18 protein-coding genes are annotated in these 21,946 nt (G+C 72.5%); 12 read left to right on the top strand and 6 right to left on the bottom strand.

Going from position 1 to position 21,946, the window contains the following annotated elements; all coding sequences use genetic code 11:
• Positions 1 to 10: 10 nt before the first annotated feature.
• The gene (locus tag R2D22_RS14105) at positions 11 to 1,141 is read right to left on the bottom strand and encodes an adenylate/guanylate cyclase domain-containing protein (protein WP_318103515.1); all 1,131 of its coding nucleotides are present in this window, start codon (positions 1,139 to 1,141) and stop codon (positions 11 to 13) included.
• A gap of 236 nt (positions 1,142 to 1,377) precedes the next feature.
• The gene (locus tag R2D22_RS14110; RefSeq protein ID WP_318103516.1) at positions 1,378 to 2,253 is read right to left on the bottom strand and encodes a biotin--[acetyl-CoA-carboxylase] ligase; all 876 of its coding nucleotides are present in this window, start codon (positions 2,251 to 2,253) and stop codon (positions 1,378 to 1,380) included.
• A 134-nt stretch (positions 2,254 to 2,387) separates the two neighbouring features.
• Between R2D22_RS14110 and R2D22_RS14115 the strand changes: the two genes are divergently transcribed.
• Positions 2,388 to 3,992 (top strand): acyl-CoA carboxylase subunit beta, encoded by a 1,605-nt coding sequence (locus R2D22_RS14115; protein ID WP_318103517.1) that lies wholly within the window; start codon positions 2,388 to 2,390, stop codon positions 3,990 to 3,992.
• A gap of 21 nt (positions 3,993 to 4,013) precedes the next feature.
• Complete coding sequence (locus tag R2D22_RS14120) at positions 4,014 to 4,223, top strand: acyl-CoA carboxylase epsilon subunit (RefSeq protein WP_318103518.1); 210 nt, start codon at positions 4,014 to 4,016, stop codon at positions 4,221 to 4,223.
• A gap of 106 nt (positions 4,224 to 4,329) precedes the next feature.
• Here the strand turns inward: R2D22_RS14120 and R2D22_RS14125 are convergent, their stop codons facing one another.
• On the bottom strand, positions 4,330 to 5,733 hold the full coding sequence (locus R2D22_RS14125; RefSeq protein WP_318103519.1) for an MFS transporter: 1,404 nt from the start codon (positions 5,731 to 5,733) through the stop codon (positions 4,330 to 4,332).
• 90 nt (positions 5,734 to 5,823) lie between these two features.
• On the opposite strand from R2D22_RS14125, the gene R2D22_RS14130 reads away from it, so the two are divergent.
• The 5 genes from R2D22_RS14130 to R2D22_RS14150 all read left to right on the top strand — a co-directional run bounded on the left by R2D22_RS14130 (position 5,824) and on the right by R2D22_RS14150 (position 12,404).
• Positions 5,824 to 6,453 (top strand): TetR/AcrR family transcriptional regulator, encoded by a 630-nt coding sequence (locus R2D22_RS14130; RefSeq protein ID WP_318103520.1) that lies wholly within the window; start codon positions 5,824 to 5,826, stop codon positions 6,451 to 6,453.
• A 70-nt stretch (positions 6,454 to 6,523) separates the two neighbouring features.
• Entirely contained in the window at positions 6,524 to 6,652 is a 129-nt protein-coding gene (mmpB, locus tag R2D22_RS14135; RefSeq protein ID WP_318103521.1) for a morphogenic membrane protein MmpB, read from the top strand.
• 113 nt (positions 6,653 to 6,765) lie between these two features.
• Positions 6,766 to 7,371 carry a nucleoside triphosphate pyrophosphatase gene (locus R2D22_RS14140; RefSeq protein ID WP_318103522.1) on the top strand — a complete coding sequence of 202 codons (606 nt, stop codon included), beginning with the start codon at positions 6,766 to 6,768 and terminating at the stop codon, positions 7,369 to 7,371.
• 90 nt (positions 7,372 to 7,461) lie between these two features.
• Positions 7,462 to 8,325: an antibiotic ABC transporter ATP-binding protein gene (locus R2D22_RS14145; RefSeq protein ID WP_318103523.1), complete on the top strand. Its 864-nt coding sequence runs from the start codon at positions 7,462 to 7,464 to the stop codon at positions 8,323 to 8,325.
• The gene (locus tag R2D22_RS14150) at positions 8,322 to 12,404 is read left to right on the top strand and encodes a caspase family protein (protein ID WP_318103524.1); all 4,083 of its coding nucleotides are present in this window, start codon (positions 8,322 to 8,324) and stop codon (positions 12,402 to 12,404) included. Before R2D22_RS14145 ends, R2D22_RS14150 begins: the two co-directional genes overlap by 4 nt.
• Here the strand turns inward: R2D22_RS14150 and R2D22_RS14155 are convergent.
• Positions 12,391 to 12,831, bottom strand: a complete 441-nt coding sequence (locus R2D22_RS14155; protein WP_318103525.1) for a hypothetical protein — start codon at positions 12,829 to 12,831, stop codon at positions 12,391 to 12,393. The genes R2D22_RS14150 and R2D22_RS14155 overlap by 14 nt on opposite strands.
• Positions 12,832 to 13,281: 450 nt before the next feature.
• Between R2D22_RS14155 and R2D22_RS14160 the strand changes: the two genes are divergently transcribed.
• The gene (locus R2D22_RS14160) at positions 13,282 to 15,036 is read left to right on the top strand and encodes an acetyl/propionyl/methylcrotonyl-CoA carboxylase subunit alpha (protein ID WP_318103526.1); all 1,755 of its coding nucleotides are present in this window, start codon (positions 13,282 to 13,284) and stop codon (positions 15,034 to 15,036) included.
• Positions 15,037 to 15,123: 87 nt separating this feature from the next.
• Positions 15,124 to 15,675, top strand: coding sequence for a TetR/AcrR family transcriptional regulator (locus R2D22_RS14165; RefSeq protein ID WP_318103527.1), 552 nt, complete (start codon positions 15,124 to 15,126; stop codon positions 15,673 to 15,675).
• A 66-nt stretch (positions 15,676 to 15,741) separates the two neighbouring features.
• On the opposite strand, the gene R2D22_RS14170 is transcribed toward R2D22_RS14165, so the two are convergent.
• Positions 15,742 to 16,698 (bottom strand): DeoR/GlpR family DNA-binding transcription regulator, encoded by a 957-nt coding sequence (locus R2D22_RS14170; protein ID WP_318103528.1) that lies wholly within the window; start codon positions 16,696 to 16,698, stop codon positions 15,742 to 15,744.
• Between the two features lie 166 nt (positions 16,699 to 16,864).
• The gene (locus R2D22_RS14175) at positions 16,865 to 18,304 is read right to left on the bottom strand and encodes an NAD(P)H-quinone dehydrogenase (protein ID WP_318103530.1); all 1,440 of its coding nucleotides are present in this window, start codon (positions 18,302 to 18,304) and stop codon (positions 16,865 to 16,867) included.
• Between the two features lie 216 nt (positions 18,305 to 18,520).
• Here R2D22_RS14175 and R2D22_RS14180 point away from each other — a divergent pair, with 216 nt between their 5' ends.
• The 3 genes from R2D22_RS14180 (at position 18,521) to R2D22_RS14190 (ending at position 21,821) form a co-directional block, all read left to right on the top strand.
• Positions 18,521 to 18,958, top strand: coding sequence for a gamma-glutamylcyclotransferase family protein (locus R2D22_RS14180; protein WP_318103531.1), 438 nt, complete (start codon positions 18,521 to 18,523; stop codon positions 18,956 to 18,958).
• A 183-nt stretch (positions 18,959 to 19,141) separates the two neighbouring features.
• Entirely contained in the window at positions 19,142 to 19,945 is an 804-nt protein-coding gene (locus R2D22_RS14185; RefSeq protein WP_318103533.1) for a purine-nucleoside phosphorylase, read from the top strand.
• Positions 19,946 to 20,159: 214 nt separating this feature from the next.
• Positions 20,160 to 21,821: a phospho-sugar mutase gene (locus R2D22_RS14190; protein ID WP_318103534.1), complete on the top strand. Its 1,662-nt coding sequence runs from the start codon at positions 20,160 to 20,162 to the stop codon at positions 21,819 to 21,821.
• Positions 21,822 to 21,946: the final 125 nt, after the last annotated feature.

The raw sequence follows: 21,946 nt of genomic DNA on the forward strand, positions 1-21,946 counted from the left end.
CACCGGGATCCTAGGTGGGACGGCGGCTCAGCTGCCAGGGCTCCACGACTCCGAGTCCGCGTACCGGCCGCTGCCACATCGGCTGCAGCGCGAAGCGGTACGACGGGGGCTCCTCGCCCTCCTTCTCCGCGCGGGCCGCCTCCTCCGCCGCCTGCGTCTCCGAGACGGGGGCCTCCCCGGTCCGGGTCAGCTCCTCGGCGAGCGCGCCGTCGACGAGCACGGCGTCCTTGGGCGCTATCGACGTGAGCCGGCTCGCCAGGTTCACGGTCGTGCCGAAGACGTCGCCCATCCGCGTCGTCACCGTGCCGAACGCGATGCCGACCCGCAGCGCGGGCATCGTCTCGTCCGGGGTCAGGGTCTCGATCAGCCGCAGCGCGATCTCCGCGGCGGTGCCGGCGTCGTCGGCGCAGTACAGCACCTCGTCGCCGAGGGTCTTGATCAGCCGGCCGCCGTGCGCGGCGACCAGGTCGGCGCAGGTCGTCTCGAAGGCCTCGACCAGCTCGCCCAGCTCCTCCTCCTCGAGGCGGCGGGTCAGCCGGGTGAAGCCGACCAGGTCGGCGAAGCCGACGGCGAGGCGGCGGTCGACCATCTCCTCGTCGTCCGCGGCCTGCACGACGCGGCCGGTCGCGGCGGCGAGCTGGCGCCGCCACACGTACACCAGGAACTCCTCCAGCTCGGGCAGGAGCAGCTCGACCAGCGGGTACGTCACCTCGGTCCGGGTCATGCCCGGCTCGGGCGGCTCGGTGAGGCCCTCCAGGAAGGAATCGATCTGCCATTCGGCCAGCCGGGCGGTGGTCTGCCCGGTGGACCGGGCGACCTGCACCGCCATCGGCTCGCTCAGCAGCCCGGCCTCGACGAGACCGGCGAGCCGGCGCAGCGCCAGGACGTCCGCCTCGGTGAGCGCCTTGGCCTGCCCGATGTCGGCGAAGCCCATCGCCCGCCAGAAACGCGAGGCCAGCTCCATGGAGACACCGGCGGTACGGGCCGCCTGAAAGGGCGTGTAGCGCCGGTCCGCGCCCAGGATGAGCTGCTCGAGGCGGATCGCCAAGGGGTCGTCGGTCGGCTCGGCCGTGTGATCGACGACATGGTGGGGGGTGTGATGGGTGGCCCCGCCACCTGAGTTCGCGTCGTCGACGGTCACCGGCCGCCTCCTGCCCGTTCCCTGCCCACTGTCCTGCCGATCTGTCGCCTGGATCGCGCTCCACGATACGACAGGTGTGTGCTGGCTCACGCCGCATCCCGTCGTCGGAACGCGTACGAGTGGGTAGGGGGGCATGCCTGCGGCCGGGTGAACCGGCCGTCGTCCCGACACCCCGAAGCAGGCGTCGGCGCCCCACGCCCCGGGCCCCGGTGCCCTACGCCTGGGCCCGGCGCGCCCTACTCCTGGGCCCGTACGTGGACGATGTCGCCCGCGCCGACCGCCTCCGTGCCGCCGCCCTCCGTCTCGACGACCAGCCGGCCGTGCTCGTCCAGCCGGACCGCGTCGCCCTCCAGGGCCCGCTCGCCGGGCAGCTCCGCCCGTACGCGGTGGCCCAGGGTCGCGCAGTTCGCCTCGTACGCGGCCCGCAGCCCTGATGCCTCCGGGTCGCCGCCGGCGGACCGCCAGTCCCCGTACCACTGCTCCAGGGACCGCAGCACGGCCCGCAGCAGGGTGTCCCGGTCGGTGGAGACCGCGTCGGCCAGCAGCAGCGAACCGGCGGCGGGCACCGGCAGCTCCTCGTCGCGCAGCGTGACGTTGATGCCGAGCCCGACGACGACGGCGTCGTTCCCGGCCCGCTCGGCGAGGATCCCGCCGGTCTTGCGCTCCTCGCCGCCGACCTTCACCAGCAGGTCGTTGGGCCACTTGAGGGAGACGTCCACACCGCCGGCCCGGGACAGCCCGGTCGCCGCCGCGACGCCGGTGAGCAACGGCAGCCAGCCCCACCGCTCCACCAGCACGCCCGGCTTGAGCAGCACGGACAGGAACAGTCCGGAGCGCGCGGGCGCGACCCACGACCGGTCGAGGCGCCCGCGCCCGGCGGTCTGCTCCTCGGCGACGAGCACGGCGCCCTCGGGCAGCTCGTCGGCCCGCGCGGCCAGATCCGAGTTCGTGGACCCGGTCGTGGCCACGACGTCGAGGGCGGTCCACAGCCCGCCGGGATGCACCAGGCCCTTGCTGAGCGCGGCGCCGTTGAGCGGCGGTCGTTCGAGGTCGGACCAGCGTCCGCCGGACGCGCCCGCGGGCGCGTCGCCTGAACCAATAGGAGGCGTCATGCAAGGCAGCCTAGGTGTGGCAAACGCCGCACTGCCGAACCGTATCGCCGCCACTACGCTACGGGTCAGTAGGCCAGCAGTAGCCCATTCGTAGTCAACGAACCCCCCGTGACCAGGCAGGGAGCCGCATCCCGATGTCCGAGCCGGCAGCGCACCACGAGATCGACATTCACACGACCGCAGGAAAGATCGCGGACCTGCAGCGTCGTATTCACGAGGCCACACACGCCGGCTCCGAACGCGCCGTCGAGAAGCAGCACGCGAAGGGCAAGTTGACCGCCCGGGAGCGGATCGACCTGCTCCTGGACGAGGGCTCCTTCGTCGAGCTGGACGAGCTGGCGCAGCACCGCTCCACCAACTTCGGCCTGGAGAAGACCCGGCCGTACGGCGACGGCGTCGTGACCGGCTACGGCACGGTCGACGGCCGTCCGGTGGCGGTGTTCTCGCAGGACTTCACGGTGTTCGGCGGGGCCCTCGGCGAGGTCTTCGGGCAGAAGATCATCAAGGTGATGGACTTCGCGCTGAAGACCGGCTGCCCGGTCGTCGGCATCAACGACTCCGGCGGCGCGCGGATCCAGGAGGGCGTCAGCGCGCTCGGCATGTACGGCGAGATCTTCCGCCGCAACACGCACGCGTCGGGCGTCATCCCGCAGATCTCGCTGGTCGTCGGCCCGTGCGCGGGCGGTGCAGTGTACTCCCCCGCGATCACCGACTTCACGGTGATGGTCGACCAGACCTCGCACATGTTCATCACGGGACCGGACGTCATCAAGACGGTGACCGGCGAGGACGTCGGCTTCGAGGAGCTCGGCGGCGCGCGGACGCACAACACCACGTCGGGTGTCGCGCACCACATGTCGGGCGACGAGAAGGACGCGATCGAGTACGTCAAGTCGCTGCTCTCGTACCTGCCTTCGAACAACCTTTCCGAGCCGCCGGCCTTCCCGGAGGTCGCCGAGACCGAGGCGACGGACGAGGACCGCGAGCTGGACACGCTGATCCCGGACTCGGCGAACCAGCCGTACGACATGCACAAGGTCATCGAGCACATCCTCGACGACGGTGAATTCCTGGAGACCCAGGCCCTGTTCGCGCCGAACATCGTGACCGGCTTCGGCCGGGTGGAGGGCTTCCCGGTCGGCATCGTCGCCAACCAGCCGATGCAGTTCGCCGGTTGCCTCGACATCAACGCGAGCGAGAAGGCGGCGCGGTTCGTCCGCACCTGCGACGCGTTCAACGTGCCGGTCATCACCTTCGTCGACGTGCCGGGCTTCCTGCCGGGCGTGGACCAGGAGTACGGCGGCATCATCCGGCGCGGCGCGAAGCTGATCTACGCGTACGCCGAGGCGACCGTCCCGCTGATCACGGTCATCACCCGCAAGGCCTTCGGCGGCGCGTACGACGTGATGGGCTCCAAGCACCTGGGCGCGGACCTGAACCTGGCGTGGCCGACCGCGCAGATCGCCGTCATGGGCGCGCAGGGCGCGGTCAACATCCTGCACCGCCGGACGCTCGCCGAGGCGGAGGCGAACGGCGAGGACGTCGAGGCGGTCCGCACCCGGCTCATCCAGGAGTACGAGGACACCCTGCTCAACCCGTACATCGCGGCCGAGCGCGGTTACATCGACGGGGTGATCCTGCCGTCCGACACCCGCCCGCAGATCGTCAAGGGGCTGCGTCAGCTGCGGACGAAGCGGGAATCCCTCCCTCCGAAGAAGCACGGCAACATCCCGCTCTAGGCCCTGGAAGGAGCTGCTGCTGTGATCAAGGTCGTTCGAGGAAATCCGACCCCGGAGGAGCTGGCCGCCGCACTGGCGGTGGTCCAGGCCCGGGCCGCGGCGACGGCCTCCATGGCCGACGGCGACGGCCCGGCGACGCCCGAGGGCTGGTCGGACCCGTCCCGCATCGCCCGCGGCGTGCGCCGCACCCCGGGCCCCCGCTCGTGGGCCCGGTCGTACTGGCCGGCGTGACACGCGCCGCCGCCTGACGAGAAACGCCACCGCCTGACACGTACACCGAAGGCCGGGCCCCTTGTGCGGGGGTCCGGCCTTGTGCGTGCGCGGGCGTCGCGGAGGGTCACGTCCGCCGGCGCAGGAACGCCCCGGACAGGAGCGCGCCGGCCAGCACGATCCCGGCGTTGACGAGGACCGCACGGCCGATCCCCACGTGCAGGTCGGCGGAGGTGACGACCACGGCGCTCATGATCGGCGTGCCCATGGTGATGCCGATCTGCTGGGTCATGGTGGCGAGGCCGGTGGCCATGCCCTGCTCGGCGTCGGGCAGGCCGGAGGTGGCGGTGACCATGAAGCCGACGATGGCGAGCATGTTGCCGACGCCGCCGACGAAGGTGGCGGCGAGCAGCAGCCACAGCCCGCTCCGGTCGTCGCCGAGGGCGGCGAGGGAGACGGTGGCGGCGGCCTGGAGCAGTCCGCCCGCGACCAGGGCGGTACGGGCCGAGAAGCGGCCGATGAAGCGGGGCGCGTACACGCCGCCGAGGACGGTGCCGGCGCCGAGGACGCCGAAGGAGAGCCCGGCGGCCAGCGGCGAGAAGCCGAGGACGTCCTGGAGGTGCAGCGTCATCAGGAAGACCAGCGAGGTCTCGGTGACGAAGGCGACGAGCCCGGCGAGGTTGCCCAGGACGACGGTGCGGCGGGTGAGGATCCGCACCGGGACGAGGGGAGAGCCGGCTCGCCGCTCGACGTACAGGAAGGCGACGAGGAGGGCCGCGCCGGCGGCGAGGGCGGTCAGGGCGGCCGGGTCGGTCCAGCCGCGCTCACCGGCGACCGTGAGGCCGTAGACGAGGGCGAGCAGGCCGCCGGTGACGGTCACGGCACCGGGCACGTCGAGCCGGGGCCGTACGGCCGGGCGGCTCTCCTTGAGGACGGCGGGGGCGACGAGGACGACCGCGAGGGCGACGGGCACGTTGACGAAGAACGCCCAGCGCCAGGAGAGCAGGTCGGTGAGGACGCCGCCGAGGATCGCGCCGGTGGTGAACCCGGCGGACATCAGCGCCCCGTTGAGGCCGAGGGCCTTGGCGCGCAGGGGGCCTTCGGGGAAGGCGGAGGTGAGCAGGGACAGCCCGGCGGGGGTGACGGCGGCGGTGGCCAGGCCCTGCGCGACGCGGGCGGCCATGAGCATCTCGGGGCCGGTGGCGAGGCCGCCGGCGAGGGAGGAGACGCCGAGCAGCGCCATGCCGCCGAGGAAGATCCGGCGGCGGCCGAGGATGTCGGCGACCCGGCCGAAGAGCAGCGTGAAGCCGGCGGCGGCGAGGGCGAAGGCGGTGGCGATCCACTGGAGGTTCGCCAGGGAGAAGCCGAGTCCCTCGCCGATGACGGGCAGGGCGACGTTCAGGATCGAGAAGTCGACGGCCAGCATGAACTGGGCGAGGAGGAGGACGAGGAGGACGAGCCGCATGCGGGCGTCCATGCGGGCGTCCACGGGGGCGGGTGCGGTTTCGGCGGCGACGTCGAGAGCAGCCATGAGCAGCGGACTCCTTAATGGGATGGAGGTTCCGTTAAGATGTCCCGGACAGTAGCAGACTGAATCGCGCTAATGGAACAGGAGACCCGTTTGAGCGAGAGTCAGCCGGCCGTGCCCGGCACCGTGCGCCCCGGCGGCCGCACCGCGAAGGTGCGTGCCGCGGTCCTGGAGGCCACCGAGGACGCGCTGGCCGCCACCGGCTTCCACGCGCTGAACATGGATCAGGTCGCGGCCGCGGCCGGGGTCGGCAAGACGACGGTCTACCGCCGCTGGGGCACGCCGGTCGGGCTCGTCACCGACCTGCTGCGGGACATGGCGGACCGGTCACTGCCGTCCGCCGACACCGGCACTTTGGAGGGCGATCTGCGGGCCAACGCCGCGCTGGTCCTGAAGACCCTGACCGACCCGCGCATGGCGGCCGTCTTCCGCGCCGTGATCGCGGCGGCCGCCTGCGACGAGGACTGCGCGGACGCGCTGCGCGGCTTCTACCGGGCCCGGCTGACGGAATGGGCCCCGGTGGTCGCCCGCGCGACCGAGCGCGGCGAGCTGGACGCGGACACGGACGCCGTGGAGGTGCTGCGCGCGGTCTCCGCACCGCTGTACTACCGCTTCATGATCAGCCGCGAGCCGCTGGGCCCGGACGTCGCGGACCGCGCGGTGAACGCGGCCCTCGCGGCCGCGAGGGCGGGCGTCTTCGCGGCCGGGCGGGCGGGGAACTAGTCCTTCCGCGCGGTGCGCCTGAGTACCCGTACTCAGGCGCACCGCGCGTCCCGCCCGCAGGATCGAAGGCATGCTGTGGTCCGACCCGAAGAACGAGCCGCCGAAGGAAATGCGCGAGATGCAGGTGATGCTGCGCCGCGCGGGCTTCCTGCTGGCCCTGGCGATGGTGGTGGCGATGCTCGTGGCGGGCATGCGCTGACTCGGGCCGGGCGGCCAGGCCCGGCGTCGGCGGCCCGGCCCGGCGGCCAGGCCCGGCGGCCCGGCGCGGGTGATCGTCGTGGCAGAGCGTGGGCGGGTCGTTAGGCTGCTGTCATGACTGCTGATCGCCGCCGGCTCGTGCTCGCCTCCGCGTCCCCCGCCCGCCTCGGGCTGTTGAAGCAGGCCGGGCTCTCCCCCGAAGTGATCGTCAGCGGCATCGACGAGGACAAGATGACCGCGCCGACGCCCGCCGAGCTCGCCCTCGCCCTGGCCGAGGCGAAGGCCGCCCACGTCGCCGCCCGTCCGGAGGCCTTCGGGGCGCTGGTGATCGGCTGCGACTCCGTTCTGGAGCTCGACAAGCGGGCCCTCGGCAAGCCCGCCGACGCCGAGGAGGCCACGGCCCGCTGGAAGGACATGCGGGGCCGGGTCGGCATCCTCCAGACCGGCCACTGCGTGTACGACACGGCCGCCAAGCGCTACGAGTCCGCCACCGCCTCCACCGTGGTCCGCTTCGGCGAGCCGACGGACGCCGAGATCGCCGCGTACGTCGCCTCCGGCGAACCCCTCCACGTGGCCGGAGCGTTCACCCTCGACGGCCGCTCGGCCCCCTTCATCGAGGGCATCGACGGCGACCCGGGCAACGTCATCGGCCTGTCGCTGCCGCTGCTCCGCACCCTGCTCCAGAAGCTGGGCGTCTCGATCACCGACCTCTGGACCTGAGGCCGATCCGAGGTGACGGTACGTCACTCTCCCTGCGTCCCTTCGGCGTACCGTTGACCGACACAGTCGGATCCGCAGGGGGTGGGGCGCGTGGCGCGCGTCGTCGTGGTGCACGGTATCGGCCAGGAGTTCCTGGGGCCTGAGCAGATGCGCGGGACGGCGGTGCCCGCCCTGCTGGACGGCGTGCACCTGGCCGGCCACGCGGCCCCGGCGGCCGAGGACGTCGACTGCGCCTTCTACGGCGACCTCTACCTCGAACCGGGCAGCCGGTCGGACGACCTGCCGCCCTGGGACGAGTTCGACGTCGAGGACGGCCTGGAGACCGAGCTGCTGGACGCCTGGTGGGCGGCGGCGGACCCGGAGCGGGGCGCGGAGGAGGGCACGCGAGGGTTCGCGGGCTTCACCGCCTCCCGAGCGCTCCTGTCCGAGCGCGTACGGGCCGCCCTGGACGCCCTGGCCGGCACCCGCTACTTCGGCAAGGTCTCCGACCGGCTGCTGATCCTCGCGCTCAAGCAGGTCCGCCGCTACCTCACCGAACCGGACCTGCGCGCCGCCGCGCAGGAGCGGGTCGCCTCCCGGATCGGCCCGGACACCCGGGTCGTCGTCGCGCACTCGCTCGGCTCGGTCGTCGCGTACGAGACGCTGTGCGCCCGCCCGGACCTCCCCGTCACCGACCTGGTGACAATCGGCTCCCCGCTGGGCCTGCGCCGCATCGTCTTCGACCGCCTCGCGCCGCTACCGGTGGACGGCCGCGCCTGCTGGCCGGGCGCGGTCACCCGCTGGACCAACCTCGCCGACCACGGCGACATCGTGGCCCTGCCGGCCCGACTGGCCCCGCGCTTCGGGGATACCGTCACGGACGACCGCATCGACAACGGCACCCGCATGCACGACCTGGCCCGGTACCTGAGCGCCCCGAAGACGGGAGCGGCGGTCGCGCGGGGGCTGCGGTGAGCGAGGCGACGGGCAGACGGTTCCTGATCACGATCGGCGTGTCCGCGTATGCCGACGAGGGCATCGCGGACCTGCCAGGGGTCCCACAGGACGTGCGCCGAATAAGGGAGTTGCTGCTCCCGATGGGGTACGAGCACGTGCTCACCGAGCTGGCGGCCGACCCGGACGCCCGGGATCTGGCGGAGGCCGTCGAGGAGTGGACGCACGCCGTCGGCCTGGACGAACAGGACACCGTGGCGGTCTACTTCGCCGGCCACGGCGTCAAGGCCGTCGACCGGCACTACCTGTTGTGCGCCACGACCCGGCCGGGCCGCTACTCGACCGCGCTGCCCACCGAGGACCTGTGCCGACCGCTGATGCTCAGCCCGGTCGGTCACCTGCTCGTCATGCTCGACACCTGTTACGCCGGCGCCGGATCCGAGGACGTCGCCGTTCTGGCCGCCGAACTGGCCCACTCGCAGCGCGGCCCGGCGGGCCGCTGGGTTCTCGCCGCCGCCCGCGGCAAGGAACGCGCTGCCGAGAACGCCTTCGTGGACGCTCTCGCCGAGGTCCTCACCCAGCCTCGGGCGGGCAGCCGGCAGGAGTACCTGGGCGTCCGCGAGGTCACCGAGCGGATCAACGAGTACTTCGCGAAGCACCACCCGCGCCAGCACGCCCGCCACTCCGCCGTCGACAGCGACGGCCACGCCCCCTTCTTCCGCAACGCCGCCCACATCCCCGGCCTCCCCGTCGACGACCTCGACGTCGAGACCCTGACCCGGCTGCGCCGCGAGACCCGCGGCCACTTCGAGGCCCGCGGCCGGGGCCTGGAGCATCTGGGCGAGCGCGGCGACCACTTCACCGGCCGGGCCGCCGCGCTGTCCGCACTGACCGACTGGCTGACGGCCGACCGGCACGACCGCAAGGCGCGGGTGGTCACCGGTGATCCCGGGTCGGGCAAGTCGGCGGTCCTGGGGCGACTGCTGCGGATCGCCGAGGGCCGCACGATCGTCCCGCTGCACGCCCGCCGCGCCGTCCTGGAGGACCTGGTCGCCGACCTGGCCGCCGCGCTTCGGCTGCCGAAGGCGGACCGGGACGAGGTGCTGGACGCCCTCGGGCAGCGCGTCGAGCCGGTGACCGTCCTGGTCGACGCCCTCGACGAGGCGGGCACGGCGGGCGACTCCGGCGAAGGACTGCGCATCGCCCGCGAGTTCCTGCAGCCGCTGGCCTCGCTGCCGTCGGTGCGGCTCGTGGTGGGCACGCGGCGGCCGTTGATCGGGGCTCTGGGAAGGGCGGTGGAGGTGATCGACCTGGACTCCGATGCCTACACGACACCGGACGACGTCGCCGCGTACGCGCTGAAGCTGCTGCGCGGCGAGGGTGACCCGGACTCGCTCTCGCCGTACAAGGACCGCCCGGAGGAGGCGCGTGCGGTGGCGGAGGGCGTCGCGCGGCGCGCGGTGCGGTCGTTCCTGGTGGCCCGGATGACGGCGAGCGCGCTGGTGCAGGGCCAGATCGAGGTGGACACGGCTGTGCCCGGCTGGGAGGCGTCCCTGCCGGGCGACGCGAAGGAGGCCTTCGCCGCCTACCTGGCCCGCTTCGGCCCGGAGCGCCCCACGGTGGAACGCCTGCTCCGCCCGCTCGCGTACGCGCAGGGCGTGGGCCTGCCGTGGTCGACGCTCTGGGCCCCGCTGGCGGAGGCTCTCTCGGGCATCCCCTGTGCCCAGGACGACCTGCGCCGGCTGCACGAACACGCGGGCGCGTACGTGGTCGAGACGCCGACCCCGGACGGCGCGTCCGTCTTCCGCCTCTTCCACGAGACGATGGCGGAGTACCTGCGCGGACAGGGCCCGGACGAGGAGGCGCACCGCTCGATCGCCGAGGCGCTGACGGCGACGGTGCGGTGGGACTCCCGTACCGGTGTCCGTGACTGGCCGGCGGCCCACCCGTACGTCCTCGACCACCTCTCCAGCCACGCGGCCGCGGGCGGCTGCCTGGACGCCCTGCTCGACGACCCGGAGTATCTGGTCCACGCGGCCCCGGCGGAGCTGCTGCGGGCGCTGGAGGAAGTTCGGACGGGAGCGGGGAGGCTGCGGAGAGCGGTGTACCGGGCATCGGCGGAGGCGCATGCCTCGGCGGACCCGGCGGTCCGCCGCAACGTCCTCTCCGTCGACGCGGCACGGTACGGGCAGCGCGAGCTGGCGCTCGAGCTGGCCGGCACGGGGTGGCTACGGCCGCGCTGGGCGACGGGGGCACTCGTGCATCCGGCGCTGTACCGGGCGATGTGGACGCATCGGGCGGTGCACCGCGTGGTCTGCCTCCTCGTCGAAGGACAGCCGCACGCCATCTCCACCCACTCCCAGGCCATCGAGGTCTGGGACCTGAACACCGGTCAACTGCGCACGACGCTCCCGGTCGAGGCGTCGGCCTCGGAAGTCCGGGCGCTGGCGGCGACGACCGTCGAAGGGCACCCCTGCGTCGTGGTCGCGTACGACGTCGGCGTCGACCTATGGGATCTCGTCACCGAGACACGCCGAAGCGCCCCCGGGGACGCTCTGCGGGCGTTCGACGCGGTCGACTGCACCGACATCGACGGACGGCCGCACGCCGTCCTGACGGACGGTGCCGACCTGCTGCTCTGGGATCTCGTCGACGACTCCTGGAGAACCCTGCCGTCCGGACACGAGGAGCCGGTGTGGACGCTGGCCTGCGTCGAACTCGACGGGCGACCGCACGTCGTCATGTCGGCGCGCGCGGGTGACCTCCGGGTGCTGGACCTGGCAGACGGCCGGGAACGCCGGACGTTGCCGGTGGCACCCCGGACGATCGCTCCCAGCCGGCTGTCCACAGCCGTTCTCGACGGGCGGCCCCACGTCGTCGGGTACGACGTCTTCGGCCGGATCAGCGTATGGGACGTGTCGACCGGGACGGAAAGAACGCTGCTCGCCGAGCACAAGGACGGCTTCAACGGCCTGACGTGCATCGACGTCGACGGTCAGCCGCACGCGGTGACCGTCTCGGACGACGAGACGGTCCAGCTCTGGGACCTCGTGGCCGGACAGCGGAGGGCCTCGTTCACCGGGCACACCGACGGGGTGAACGCGGTAGCGGCCACGGTGATCGAGGGCAGGCCGTACGTCCTCACGGGCGGGTGGGACAGGACCCTGCGGCTCTGGGATCCGCGGGAGGACGCCGAGTTCGCGGCGCTGCCCGGCCACTCGGACTGGGTCCAGGGCATCGTGACCGTCACCTTGGGCGAACGGCCGCACGTGGTCACGGCCGGCGCGGACCGGACGGTGTGCGTCCGGGAACTGGCCGACGGCTCCGTACGCTCCGTGCTGACCGGCCACGAGGGCTGGATCCACTCCCTGATCGTGACGCCGGACGAGCAGCGGTCGCTGGTGCTCACCTCGTCCATGGACGGAACGCTCCGCCTGTGGAACCTGGACTCCGCGACGTGCGTCGCCACGCTGGAGGGGAGCGCGAGCGATTCCATCGCGGAAAGGGCCGCGCTCTTCAGCCTGGAGGGGCGGCCGCGCGTCGCCCGTGCGGTCGACCGCGAGGTCGAGATCTGGGACCTGAACACCCGCTCGACCGTCGGCCGACTGCCCGTGTCCGACCGGATCCGCAGCCTGGCCTGCGTCGATCTCGAAGGCCGGCCGCATCTGCTGACGGGCCACGTGAACGGGGTCACTCAGCTTTGGGACCTGACCTCGTCCAGCGTCATCGCGCAACTGTCCACTCAGGAGGGCCCTGTCGCCCCGATCGTCTGCGCGGAGGTCGACGGCCGGCCGCACGCCTTCATCGGCAACGGCGACGGATCCGTGCTCATGATGGACCTGACCACCCGACAGGTGCGGCACCGGCTCGAGCATCACTTCGCCCGGCTGAACGCCCTGGCCTTCATGGAGATCGACGGCCGACTGCACCTCCTCAGCGGTGGGCAGGACCATTGCCTGCTGTTCTGCGACCTCTCCCGTGACCGACCCGAGGTCGTGGACGCCTTCGCCACACCGCTGCCCATCGACGCCATCGCCGTCCATGGCGACGACATCGTCCTCGGGCTCCGCAACGAGGTCGTCGTCCTCACGCGGGCGTAGGTTCGCCCTCCGGGGCAGCCGTCTTCGGGGCCTCCGGCTCCTTGCCGTACGCGACCAGCGTCAGGACCACCAGGCCCAGCACGACCATCATGGCCGCGAACGCGCCCCAGCCGATCAGGCCCACGGTCACCGCGCCCAGCAGCCCGTGGATCACGGCGCAGCCGATGAGCAGGCCCCGGCCCGCGCGGCCGGGGCGGCGGTCGCGGACGGCGGCGATCAGGGCGACCGCGGCGCACAGGGCCAGCAGGACGCCCGAGACGATGCCCAGCGCCCAGGTGCCCGTCACCATCGCGTCCGGGTCGAGGCCGTCGAGGGACATGGACTGGGCCTCCACGAGGCGGGCCATCACCGCGTTGAGGATCACGATGCCCACCGCCTCCACCAGGAGCACCAACGCGGCCACGATCGCTATCGGTCTGCGGGCCACCCCGCCACCCCCTGAATTACGACTGTTACCTGCAGTACGTACGACAGCGCGAAGGCTACTGATCGGTAAACCGTCGGACAAGGCCTCGTGCAGTCCGGGAGAACCGCAAAGAATCGTTGGGCCATTCGTAGGGACTCCACAAAGAAACCCGATCGGCGACTGGTCGCCCGAACAGAGACCTGCGCCACACCTCGGAGCTACTGTGCCGTACAGGATCCGTGCGTACCGTGGTGCGACAAGGGATTTCACGACCCGAGCAAGCCTCGAGCGACGCTCCGTGTGGGATAGCTCACCATTGGGGACGGCTCGAAGTGCCGTGTCGGCAGTCCCTAAACTCAGCATGTTTCGGGAAGTCATCGGCACGGTGCCCCGTCGAGCGCTCCGGCTCGGGTGGATCCGGCCGGGGGTCCGGGGGTGGTCCCCGGGGAAAACAGCAAGGAGGGAGCCATCGTGCGCAAGGTGCTCATCGCCAACCGAGGCGAAATCGCTGTCCGCGTCGCCCGGGCCTGCCGGGACGCCGGGATCGCCAGCGTAGCCGTCTACGCCGATCCGGACCGGGACGCTCTGCACGTCCGCGCGGCCGACGAGGCGTTCGCCCTGGGCGGTGACACCCCGGCCGCCAGCTACCTGGACATGGCCAAGGTGCTCCAGGCCGCGAAGGACGCGGGCGCGGACGCGATCCACCCGGGTTACGGCTTCCTCTCCGAGAACGCCGACTTCGCCCAGGCCGTGCTCGACGCCGGCCTGACCTGGATCGGCCCGCCGCCGCAGGCCATCCGCGACCTCGGCGACAAGGTGGCGGCCCGTCACATCGCCCAGCGCGCGGGCGCCCCGCTCGTCGCGGGCACCCCGGACCCGGTCTCCGGCGCCGACGAGGTCGTCGCGTTCGCCGAGGAGCACGGCCTGCCGATCGCGATCAAGGCCGCCTTCGGCGGTGGCGGTCGCGGCCTGAAGGTCGCCCGCACCCTCGAAGAGGTGCCGGAGCTGTACGACTCCGCCGTCCGCGAGGCGGTCGCCGCCTTCGGTCGCGGCGAGTGCTTCGTCGAGCGCTACCTGGACAAGCCGCGGCACGTCGAGACCCAGTGCCTCGCCGACTCGCACGGCAACGTGGTGGTCGTCTCCACCCGTGACTGCTCGCTCCAGCGCCGCCACCAGAAGCTCGTCGAGGAGGCCCCGGCGCCGTTCCTCTCCGAGGAGCAGAACGCCCAGCTGTACGCCGCCTCGAAGGCGATCCTGAAGGAGGCCGGCTACGTCGGCGCCGGCACGGTCGAGTTCCTGGTCGGCCTCGACGGGACGATCTCCTTCCTGGAGGTCAACACCCGCCTCCAGGTCGAGCACCCGGTGACCGAGGAGGTCACCGGCATCGACCTGGTCCGCGAGATGTTCCGCATCGCCGACGGCGAGGAGCTCGGTTACGGCGACCCGGAGATCCGCGGCCACTCCTTCGAGTTCCGCATCAACGGCGAGGACCCGGGCCGCAACTTCCTCCCGGCCCCCGGCACCGTCACCCTGTTCGCCGCGCCGACCGGCCCGGGCGTCCGGCTGGACGCGGGCGTCGAGACCGGCTCGGTCATCGGCCCGGCGTGGGACTCGCTGCTCGCCAAGCTGGTCGTCACCGGCGCGACCCGTGAGCAGGCGCTGCAGCGCGCCGCCCGCGCGCTCGCCGAGTTCAAGGTGGAGGGCATGGCCACGGCCATCCCGTTCCACCAGGCGGTCGTGGTCGACCCGGCGTTCACCGCAGACCCGTTCAAGGTCCACACCCGCTGGATCGAGACCGAGTTCGTCAACGAGATCAAGCCGTTCGCCCCGGCGGGCGCCGAGGCCGACGAGGACGAGGCGGGTCGCGAGACCATCGTCGTCGAGGTCGGCGGCAAGCGCCTGGAGGTCTCCCTGCCGTCCTCGCTCGGCATGACGCTGGCCCGTACCGGCCTGGCCGCCGGCGCGAAGCCGAAGCGCCGTGCCGCGAAGAAGTCCGGCCCGACCGCCTCCGGCGACACCCTCGCCTCCCCGATGCAGGGCACCATCGTGAAGGTGGCCGTCGAGGAGGGCCAGGAGGTCAAGGAGGGCGACCTGATCGTCGTCCTGGAGGCCATGAAGATGGAGCAGCCGCTGAACGCGCACCGCTCCGGCACGATCAAGGGCCTGTCCGCGGAGGTCGGTGCCTCCGTCAGCTCGGGCGCCCCGATCTGCGAGATCAAGGACTGACGTCCGCGCCCGTACGGACGTACGTACGCTGGGAAGGGCCCGCAGACTTCGTCTGCGGGCCCTTCGCCGACCCTAGGAGTACCCCTCATGCGCGCCGACGCGCGTCGCAACCACGACCGGCTGCTCGATGCCGCCCGCGCGGCCTTCGCCGAGCACGGCGCGGACGCCTCCCTGGAGGACGTGGCGCGCCGGGCGGGCGTCGGCATCGGGACGCTGTACCGGCACTTCCCGAACCGGCCGGCGCTGCTCGGCGCGGTGTTCCAGGACGCTCTGGAGGCTCTGCTGCGCCGGTCCGCCGAGCTGGCGGAGGCGGACGAGCCGTGCAGGGCGCTGGTGGAGTGGCTACGGGCCGTCGTCGCGCACGCGGGCGCGTACCGAGGGCTGGCTCGGGCACTCATGTCGGCCTCGCGCGACGAGAGTTCGGCGCTCGGGCAGTGCAGCGTGCCGCTGCACGCGGCGGGCGAACGTTTGCTCGTCCGGGCGCAGGAGGCGGGCTCGGTACGCCGCGACGTCTCGGTCGGCGACCTGATGCAGCTCACCAACGCGATCGCGCTGGCCGCCGAACAGTCGCCGGAGGACGAGGAGTTGGCGGACCGGCTGCTGGCGCTCACCCTGCAGGGCCTGAGGCCCGCCCCGTAGGACCCGCGCCCCGTGGCCCCACTCAGGGCCTACCCGGGGCCCGGTCAGGGCCTGTTCAGGGCTTGCTCAGCGGCGGCGGAGGTCGGCCACCCGGGCCCGGTCCTGCGGCGCCTGCTCCGCGCCCAACACCGCCGCCGCACTGCGCAGTTGACCACCCGGGTGTCGGGCGACACCCGCCCGCTGACCCGGCAGGGGGACGTCCCGGCGGGGCGGTCGCCCCGGTGGCACCGCATCGCCGCCGGAGGCACCTGCGACAGTGATCTGCACGCCCTGGTCGGCGAGCGCCTGGAGCTCGGTGGCCGCCCGGTCGTCGTGCAGCGGGGGCTCGTCGGTGACCAGGCGGGTGATGACGTCCGTCGGCACCGTCTGGAACATGGTGTCGGTGCCGAGCTTGGTGTGGTCGGCGAGGACCACGACTTCGGCCGCCGCCTGCACCAGGGCCCGGTCCACGCTCGCGGAGAGCATGTTGGACGTGGACAGACCGCGCTCCGCGGTCAGCCCGCTCCCGGACAGGAAGGCCCGGGAGACCCGGAGCCCCTGGAGCGACTGCTCGGCCCCGCTGCCCACCAGCGCGTAGTTGGAGCCGCGCAGGGTGCCGCCGGTCATCACGACCTCGACCCGGTTGGCATGGGCCAGGGCCTGGGCGACGAGCAGCGAGTTGGTGACGACGGTGAGACCGGGCACCCGGGCGAGCCGGCGGGCCAGTTCCTGTGTGGTCGTCCCCGCGCCGACGACGATCGCTTCGCCCTCTTCGACGAGGCCGGCGGCGAGGTCGGCGATGGCCGTCTTCTCGGCCGTCGCGAGATGGGATTTCTGCGGGAAGCCGGACTCTCGCGTGAATCCGCCCGGCAGTACCGCACCGCCGTGCCGGCGGTCGAGGAGTCCTTCTGCCTCCAGCGCCCGCACGTCACGTCGTACGGTCACTTCGGAGGTCTGGACGACGCGGGCGAGCTCACGGAGCGACACGGCCCCGTTGGCTCGCACCATTTCGAGGATCAGTTGGCGACGTTCTGCAGCGAACACGAAACTGACAGTAACCTGCGCGGCCGATACTTTTCAGCACTATGCGCCGAATTGCAGAAGATGCGCACAAGCGGGACCTCCAAGTGGTATAGGAGGCCCCGCACTTGTACGCACTTGCCGGGGTTTGCGCGCCAGCGCGCAGTCGCCGCGGAATCGGTTCCGCAGGTCAGACCTCGCCCGTCGCCTTCCGGGTGTGGAGCTGACGTGCCACTTCCGCGATCGAGCCCGACAGGGAGGGGTACACGGTGAAAGCGTTTGCGATCTGTTCGACCGTCAGATTGTTGTCGACCGCGATCGAGATCGGGTGGATCAGTTCACTCGCGCGCGGGGCGACGACGCAGCCGCCGACCACGATCCCGGTGCCGGGGCGGCAGAAGAGCTTCACGAAGCCGTCCCGGATGCCCTGCATCTTGGCCCGCGGGTTCCTCAGCAGCGGCAGCTTCACGACACGGGCGTCGATCTTGCCCGCGTCCACGTCGGCCTGGGTGAAGCCGACGGTGGCGATCTCCGGGTCGGTGAAGACGTTCGAGGAGACCGTCTTCAGGTTCAGCGGGGCCACCGCGTCGCCGAGGAAGTGGTACATCGCGATCCGGCCCTGCATGGCGGCGACGGATGCGAGTGCGAAGACGCCCGTGACGTCGCCCGCGGCGTACACGCCCGGCGCGGAGGTACGGGAGACCTTGTCGGTCCAGATGTGGCCCGAATCCTTCAGCCGGACCCCGGCCTCCTCCAGACCCATTCCGGCCGAGTTCGGGATGGCGCCGACGGCCATCAGGCAGTGCGTGCCGGAGATGACCCGGCCGTCGTCGAGGGTGACCTCGACCCGGTCACCGACCCGCTTGGCGGCAGAGGCGCGGGAGCGGGCCATGACGTTCATCCCGCGGCGGCGGAAGACGTCCTCCAGGACCGCGGCAGCGTCCGGGTCCTCGCCCGGCAGCACGCGGTCGCGGGAGGAGACGAGGGTGACGCGGGAGCCGAGCGCCTGGTACGCGCCGGCGAACTCGGCGCCGGTGACACCGGAACCGACCACGATGAGCTCCTCGGGGAGCTCCTTGAGGTCGTAGACCTGCGTCCAGTTCAGGATGCGCTCGCCGTCCGGCTGGGCGTCGGGCAGCTCGCGCGGGTGGCCGCCGGTCGCGATCAGCACGGCGTCGGCGGTCAGCGCCTCCTCGGTGCCGTCGGCGGCGGTGACGATCACCTGGCGCGAGCCGTCGAGCGCCTGGCGGCCCGACAGCCGGCCGCGGCCGCGCAGCACCCGGGCGCCGGCCCGGGTCACGGAGGCGGTGATGTCGTGCGACTGGGCGAGCGCGAGCCGCTTCACCCGGCGGTTGACCTTGCCGAGGTCCACGCCGACGACGCGGGCGGCCTGCTCCAGCGGCGGGGTGTCGTCCGCGACGATGATGCCGAGCTCCTCGTACGAGGAGTCGAAGGTGGTCATCACCTCGGCGGTCGCGATCAGGGTCTTGGAGGGGACGCAGTCGGTCAGGACGGACGCGCCGCCGAGGCCGTCGCAGTCCACGACGGTCACCTCCGCGCCGAGTTGGGCGCCCACCAGGGCCGCCTCGTATCCGCCGGGTCCGCCGCCGATGATCACGATCCGGGTCACTGGGATCTACGCCTCGCGCTCTCGTTCTGCCGGGGATTCCCCCGCTGGGCTGCAGTGCGTACGCCATTGTCCCGCACGGCTGAAGTGCGTACCCCATTGTCCCGTACGCGCGGGTCCGGCTCGCGCCGGGGCCTCCATACGGTGTCGCCCCCGGGGTACACGGTGCTCACCGCGGTGTACGCCGGGCAGCCCGGGCCCTCCCGTACCCTCGACCCCATGTCGCTCTACGCCGCGTACGCCGGCAACCTCGACCCGCGGCTCATGACCCGCCGCGCCCCGCACTCCCCGCTGCGCGGCACCGGCTGGCTGAACGGCTGGCGGCTGACGTTCGGGGGCGAGCACATGGGCTGGGAGGGCGCGCTGCCCACGATCGTGGAGGCCCCGCGCCAGCAGGTGTTCGTCGCGCTCTACGACATCGCCCCGATGGACGAGGACTCCATGGACCGCTGGGAGGGTGTCGGCCTCGACATCTACCGGCGCATGCGGGTGCGGGTCGACACGCTGGACGGCGAGGAGCCGGCCTGGCTGTACGTGCTGAACGCGTACGAGGGCGGACTGCCGTCCGCCCGCTATCTCGGCGAGATCGCCGACGCCGCGGAGTCGGCGGGGGCGCCGCACGACTACGTGATGGAACTGCGCAAGCGCCCGTGCTGACGCCGTGACGTACTGACCGACGGGTGAAACGGAACACTCCGCTCGTCGGAAACGACAAGACAACGATCGCATGTCCGTCAGCATCGTCATCTACGCGCGTAGGCCATCTCGGGCTACGCTTCTTCGCGTATCAAATCCGTCCGGGGTTCCCCTCGGACCCCCCTCCCCGAGGCGAGAGACTCAGTGAACGCAACTGCCACCCCGTACGAGGCCGCCGAGGCCGCCGCCGCGCGCCTGCGCGAGCTGACCGGAGTCGAGAACCACGACGTGGCGCTCGTCATGGGCTCCGGCTGGGCCCCGGCCGTCGACGCGCTCGGCGCGCCCGAGGCCGAGTTCCCGGTCACCGAGCTGCCCGGCTTCCCGCCGCCGGCCGTCGAGGGCCACGGCGGCAAGATCCGCTCGTACAAGATCGGTGAGAAGCGCGCGCTGGTCTTCCTGGGCCGCACCCACTTCTACGAGGGCCGGGGCGTCGCCGCGGTCGCGCACGGCGTGCGCACCGCGGTCGCGGCCGGCTGCAAGACCATCGTGCTGACGAACGGCTGCGGCGGTCTGCGCGAGGGCATGCGCCCGGGCCAGCCGGTCCTGATCAGCGACCACATCAACCTGACGGGCGCCTCGCCGATCGTCGGCGCGAACTTCGTGGACCTGACGGACCTGTACTCGCCGCGGCTGCGCGCGCTGTGCAAGGAGGTGGACGAGACGCTGGAGGAGGGCGTGTACGTCCAGTTCCCCGGCCCGCACTACGAGACCCCGGCCGAGATCAACATGGTCCGTGCCATGGGCGGCGACCTGGTCGGCATGTCCACGACCCTGGAGGCCATCGCGGCCCGCGAGGCCGGCGCGGAGGTCCTCGGCATCTCCCTCGTCACCAACCTGGCGGCGGGCCTCTCGGGCGAGCCGCTGAACCACGAGGAGGTCCTCCAGGCGGGCCGCGACTCGGCGGCGCGCATGGGTGAACTGCTCACCCGGGTGCTCGACCGCATCTAGGACCGGCCGGCCGGCTGAGGTTTCCGCCCGTCGGGCGGAGACTTCAGCCCGCCCGGCGTTCGAGGGCACGGCCGCAGTCCGTACGGGGTCTGGGGGCTCGCCCCCAGTTTCGGGAAGGGGCCGGGTGGGGGAAGGCTCCGCGCAGCGGCCCACCCACCCGCGCCCGCACACCGACCGCAGCCCCCGCCCGCCCGTATCCCTGAAAGGCATCACCGTGACGACGCAGGACGACCTCCTCGCCCGGGCCCAGGCGTGGCTCGCCGAGGACCCCGACGGCGAGACCCGCGAGGAGCTCGCCGCTCTCATCCAGGCCGGCGACCGGGACGAGCTCACCGTCCGCTTCGCCGGCACGCTGCAGTTCGGCACCGCCGGCCTCCGCGGCGAGCTCGGCGCCGGCCCCATGCGGATGAACCGCTCCGTGGTCATCCGCGCCGCCGCCGGCCTCGCCGCGTACCTGAAGGCGAAGGGCCAGAGCGGCGGCCTCGTCGTCATCGGCTACGACGCCCGCTACAAGTCGGCCGACTTCGCCCGTGACACCGCCGCCGTCATGGTCGGCGCCGGGCTGCGCGCCGCGCTGCTGCCGCGCCCGCTGCCGACGCCGGTCCTCGCGTACGCCATAAGGCACCTGGGCGCCGTCGCCGGCGTCGAGGTGACCGCGAGCCACAACCCGCCGCGCGACAACGGCTACAAGGTCTACCTCGGCGACGGCTCGCAGATCGTGCCGCCGGCCGACGCGGAGATCGCCGCAGAGATCGCGGCGGTCCGCTCGCTGGCCGACGTACCGCGCCCGGCCGAGGGCTGGGAGACGCTCGGGGACGAGGTCCTCCAGGCGTACCTGGCCCGTACGGACGCGGTCCTGACGAACGGTTCCCCGCGCACCGCGAACGTCGTCTACACGGCCATGCACGGCGTCGGCAAGGACGTCGTGATCGCCGCCTTCGAGCGGGCCGGCTTCCCCGCCCCGGTGCTCGTCGCCGAGCAGGCCGAGCCCGACCCGGCGTTCCCGACCGTCGCGTTCCCCAACCCGGAGGAGCCGGGCGCGATGGACCTGGCGTTCGCGAAGGCCCGCGAGGTCCGGCCGGACGTCGTGATCGCCAACGACCCGGACGCCGACCGCTGCGCCGTCGCCGTCCCGGACAACGGCGACTGGCGGATGCTGCGTGGCGACGAGGTCGGCGCACTGCTCGCCGCGCACCTCGTGCACAAGGGGGTGTCACGCGGTGACAAGAACAGCGTGTTCGCCGAGTCGATCGTGTCGTCCTCGCTGCTCGGCCGGATCGCGAAGGCGGCCCGCCTCGGCTACGAGGAGACCCTCACCGGCTTCAAGTGGATCGCCCGCGTGGAGGGCCTGCGGTACGGCTACGAGGAGGCGCTCGGCTACTGCGTCGACCCCGAGGGCGTCCGCGACAAGGACGGCATCACGGCAGCGCTGCTGGTGACCGAGCTGGTCTCGGAGCTCAAGGCGCAGGGCCGGACGCTCCAGGACCTGCTCGACGACCTGGCCGTCGAGCACGGGCTGCACGCCACCGACCAGTTGTCGGTGCGGGTCGAGGACCTGACGATCATCGCGAACGCCATGGCGGCGCTGCGCGAGAACCCGCCGGCGCGGCTCGCCGGGCTGACCGTCGTCACCGCCGAGGACCTCACCAAGGGCTCCGAGGCGCTGCCGCCGACGGACGGCCTGCGCTACTACCTGGAGGGCGCGTACGACGCCCGGGTCATCGTCCGCCCCAGCGGCACCGAGCCCAAGCTCAAGTGCTACCTGGAGGTCGTCGTCCCGGTCGCCGGCCCGACCGAACTCGCCGCGGCCCGCGCCACGGGCGCCGAGGTGCTCGACGCGATCAAGAAGGACCTGGCGGCGGCCGCGGGCATCTGACCCGGGACGCCCCCGGGAGGCGGGGCCGCGGGCCCGTACGGACGTTGTTCCGTACGGGCCCGCCGCCGTTCCCGTGCGGGTGAATTCGCTGCGGCAGACGACGTAGCGGTCCGTGACCCGAACAG

This window comes from Streptomyces sp. HUAS YS2 (genome assembly GCF_033343995.1).
Classification (GTDB): domain Bacteria; phylum Actinomycetota; class Actinomycetes; order Streptomycetales; family Streptomycetaceae; genus Streptomyces; species Streptomyces solicathayae.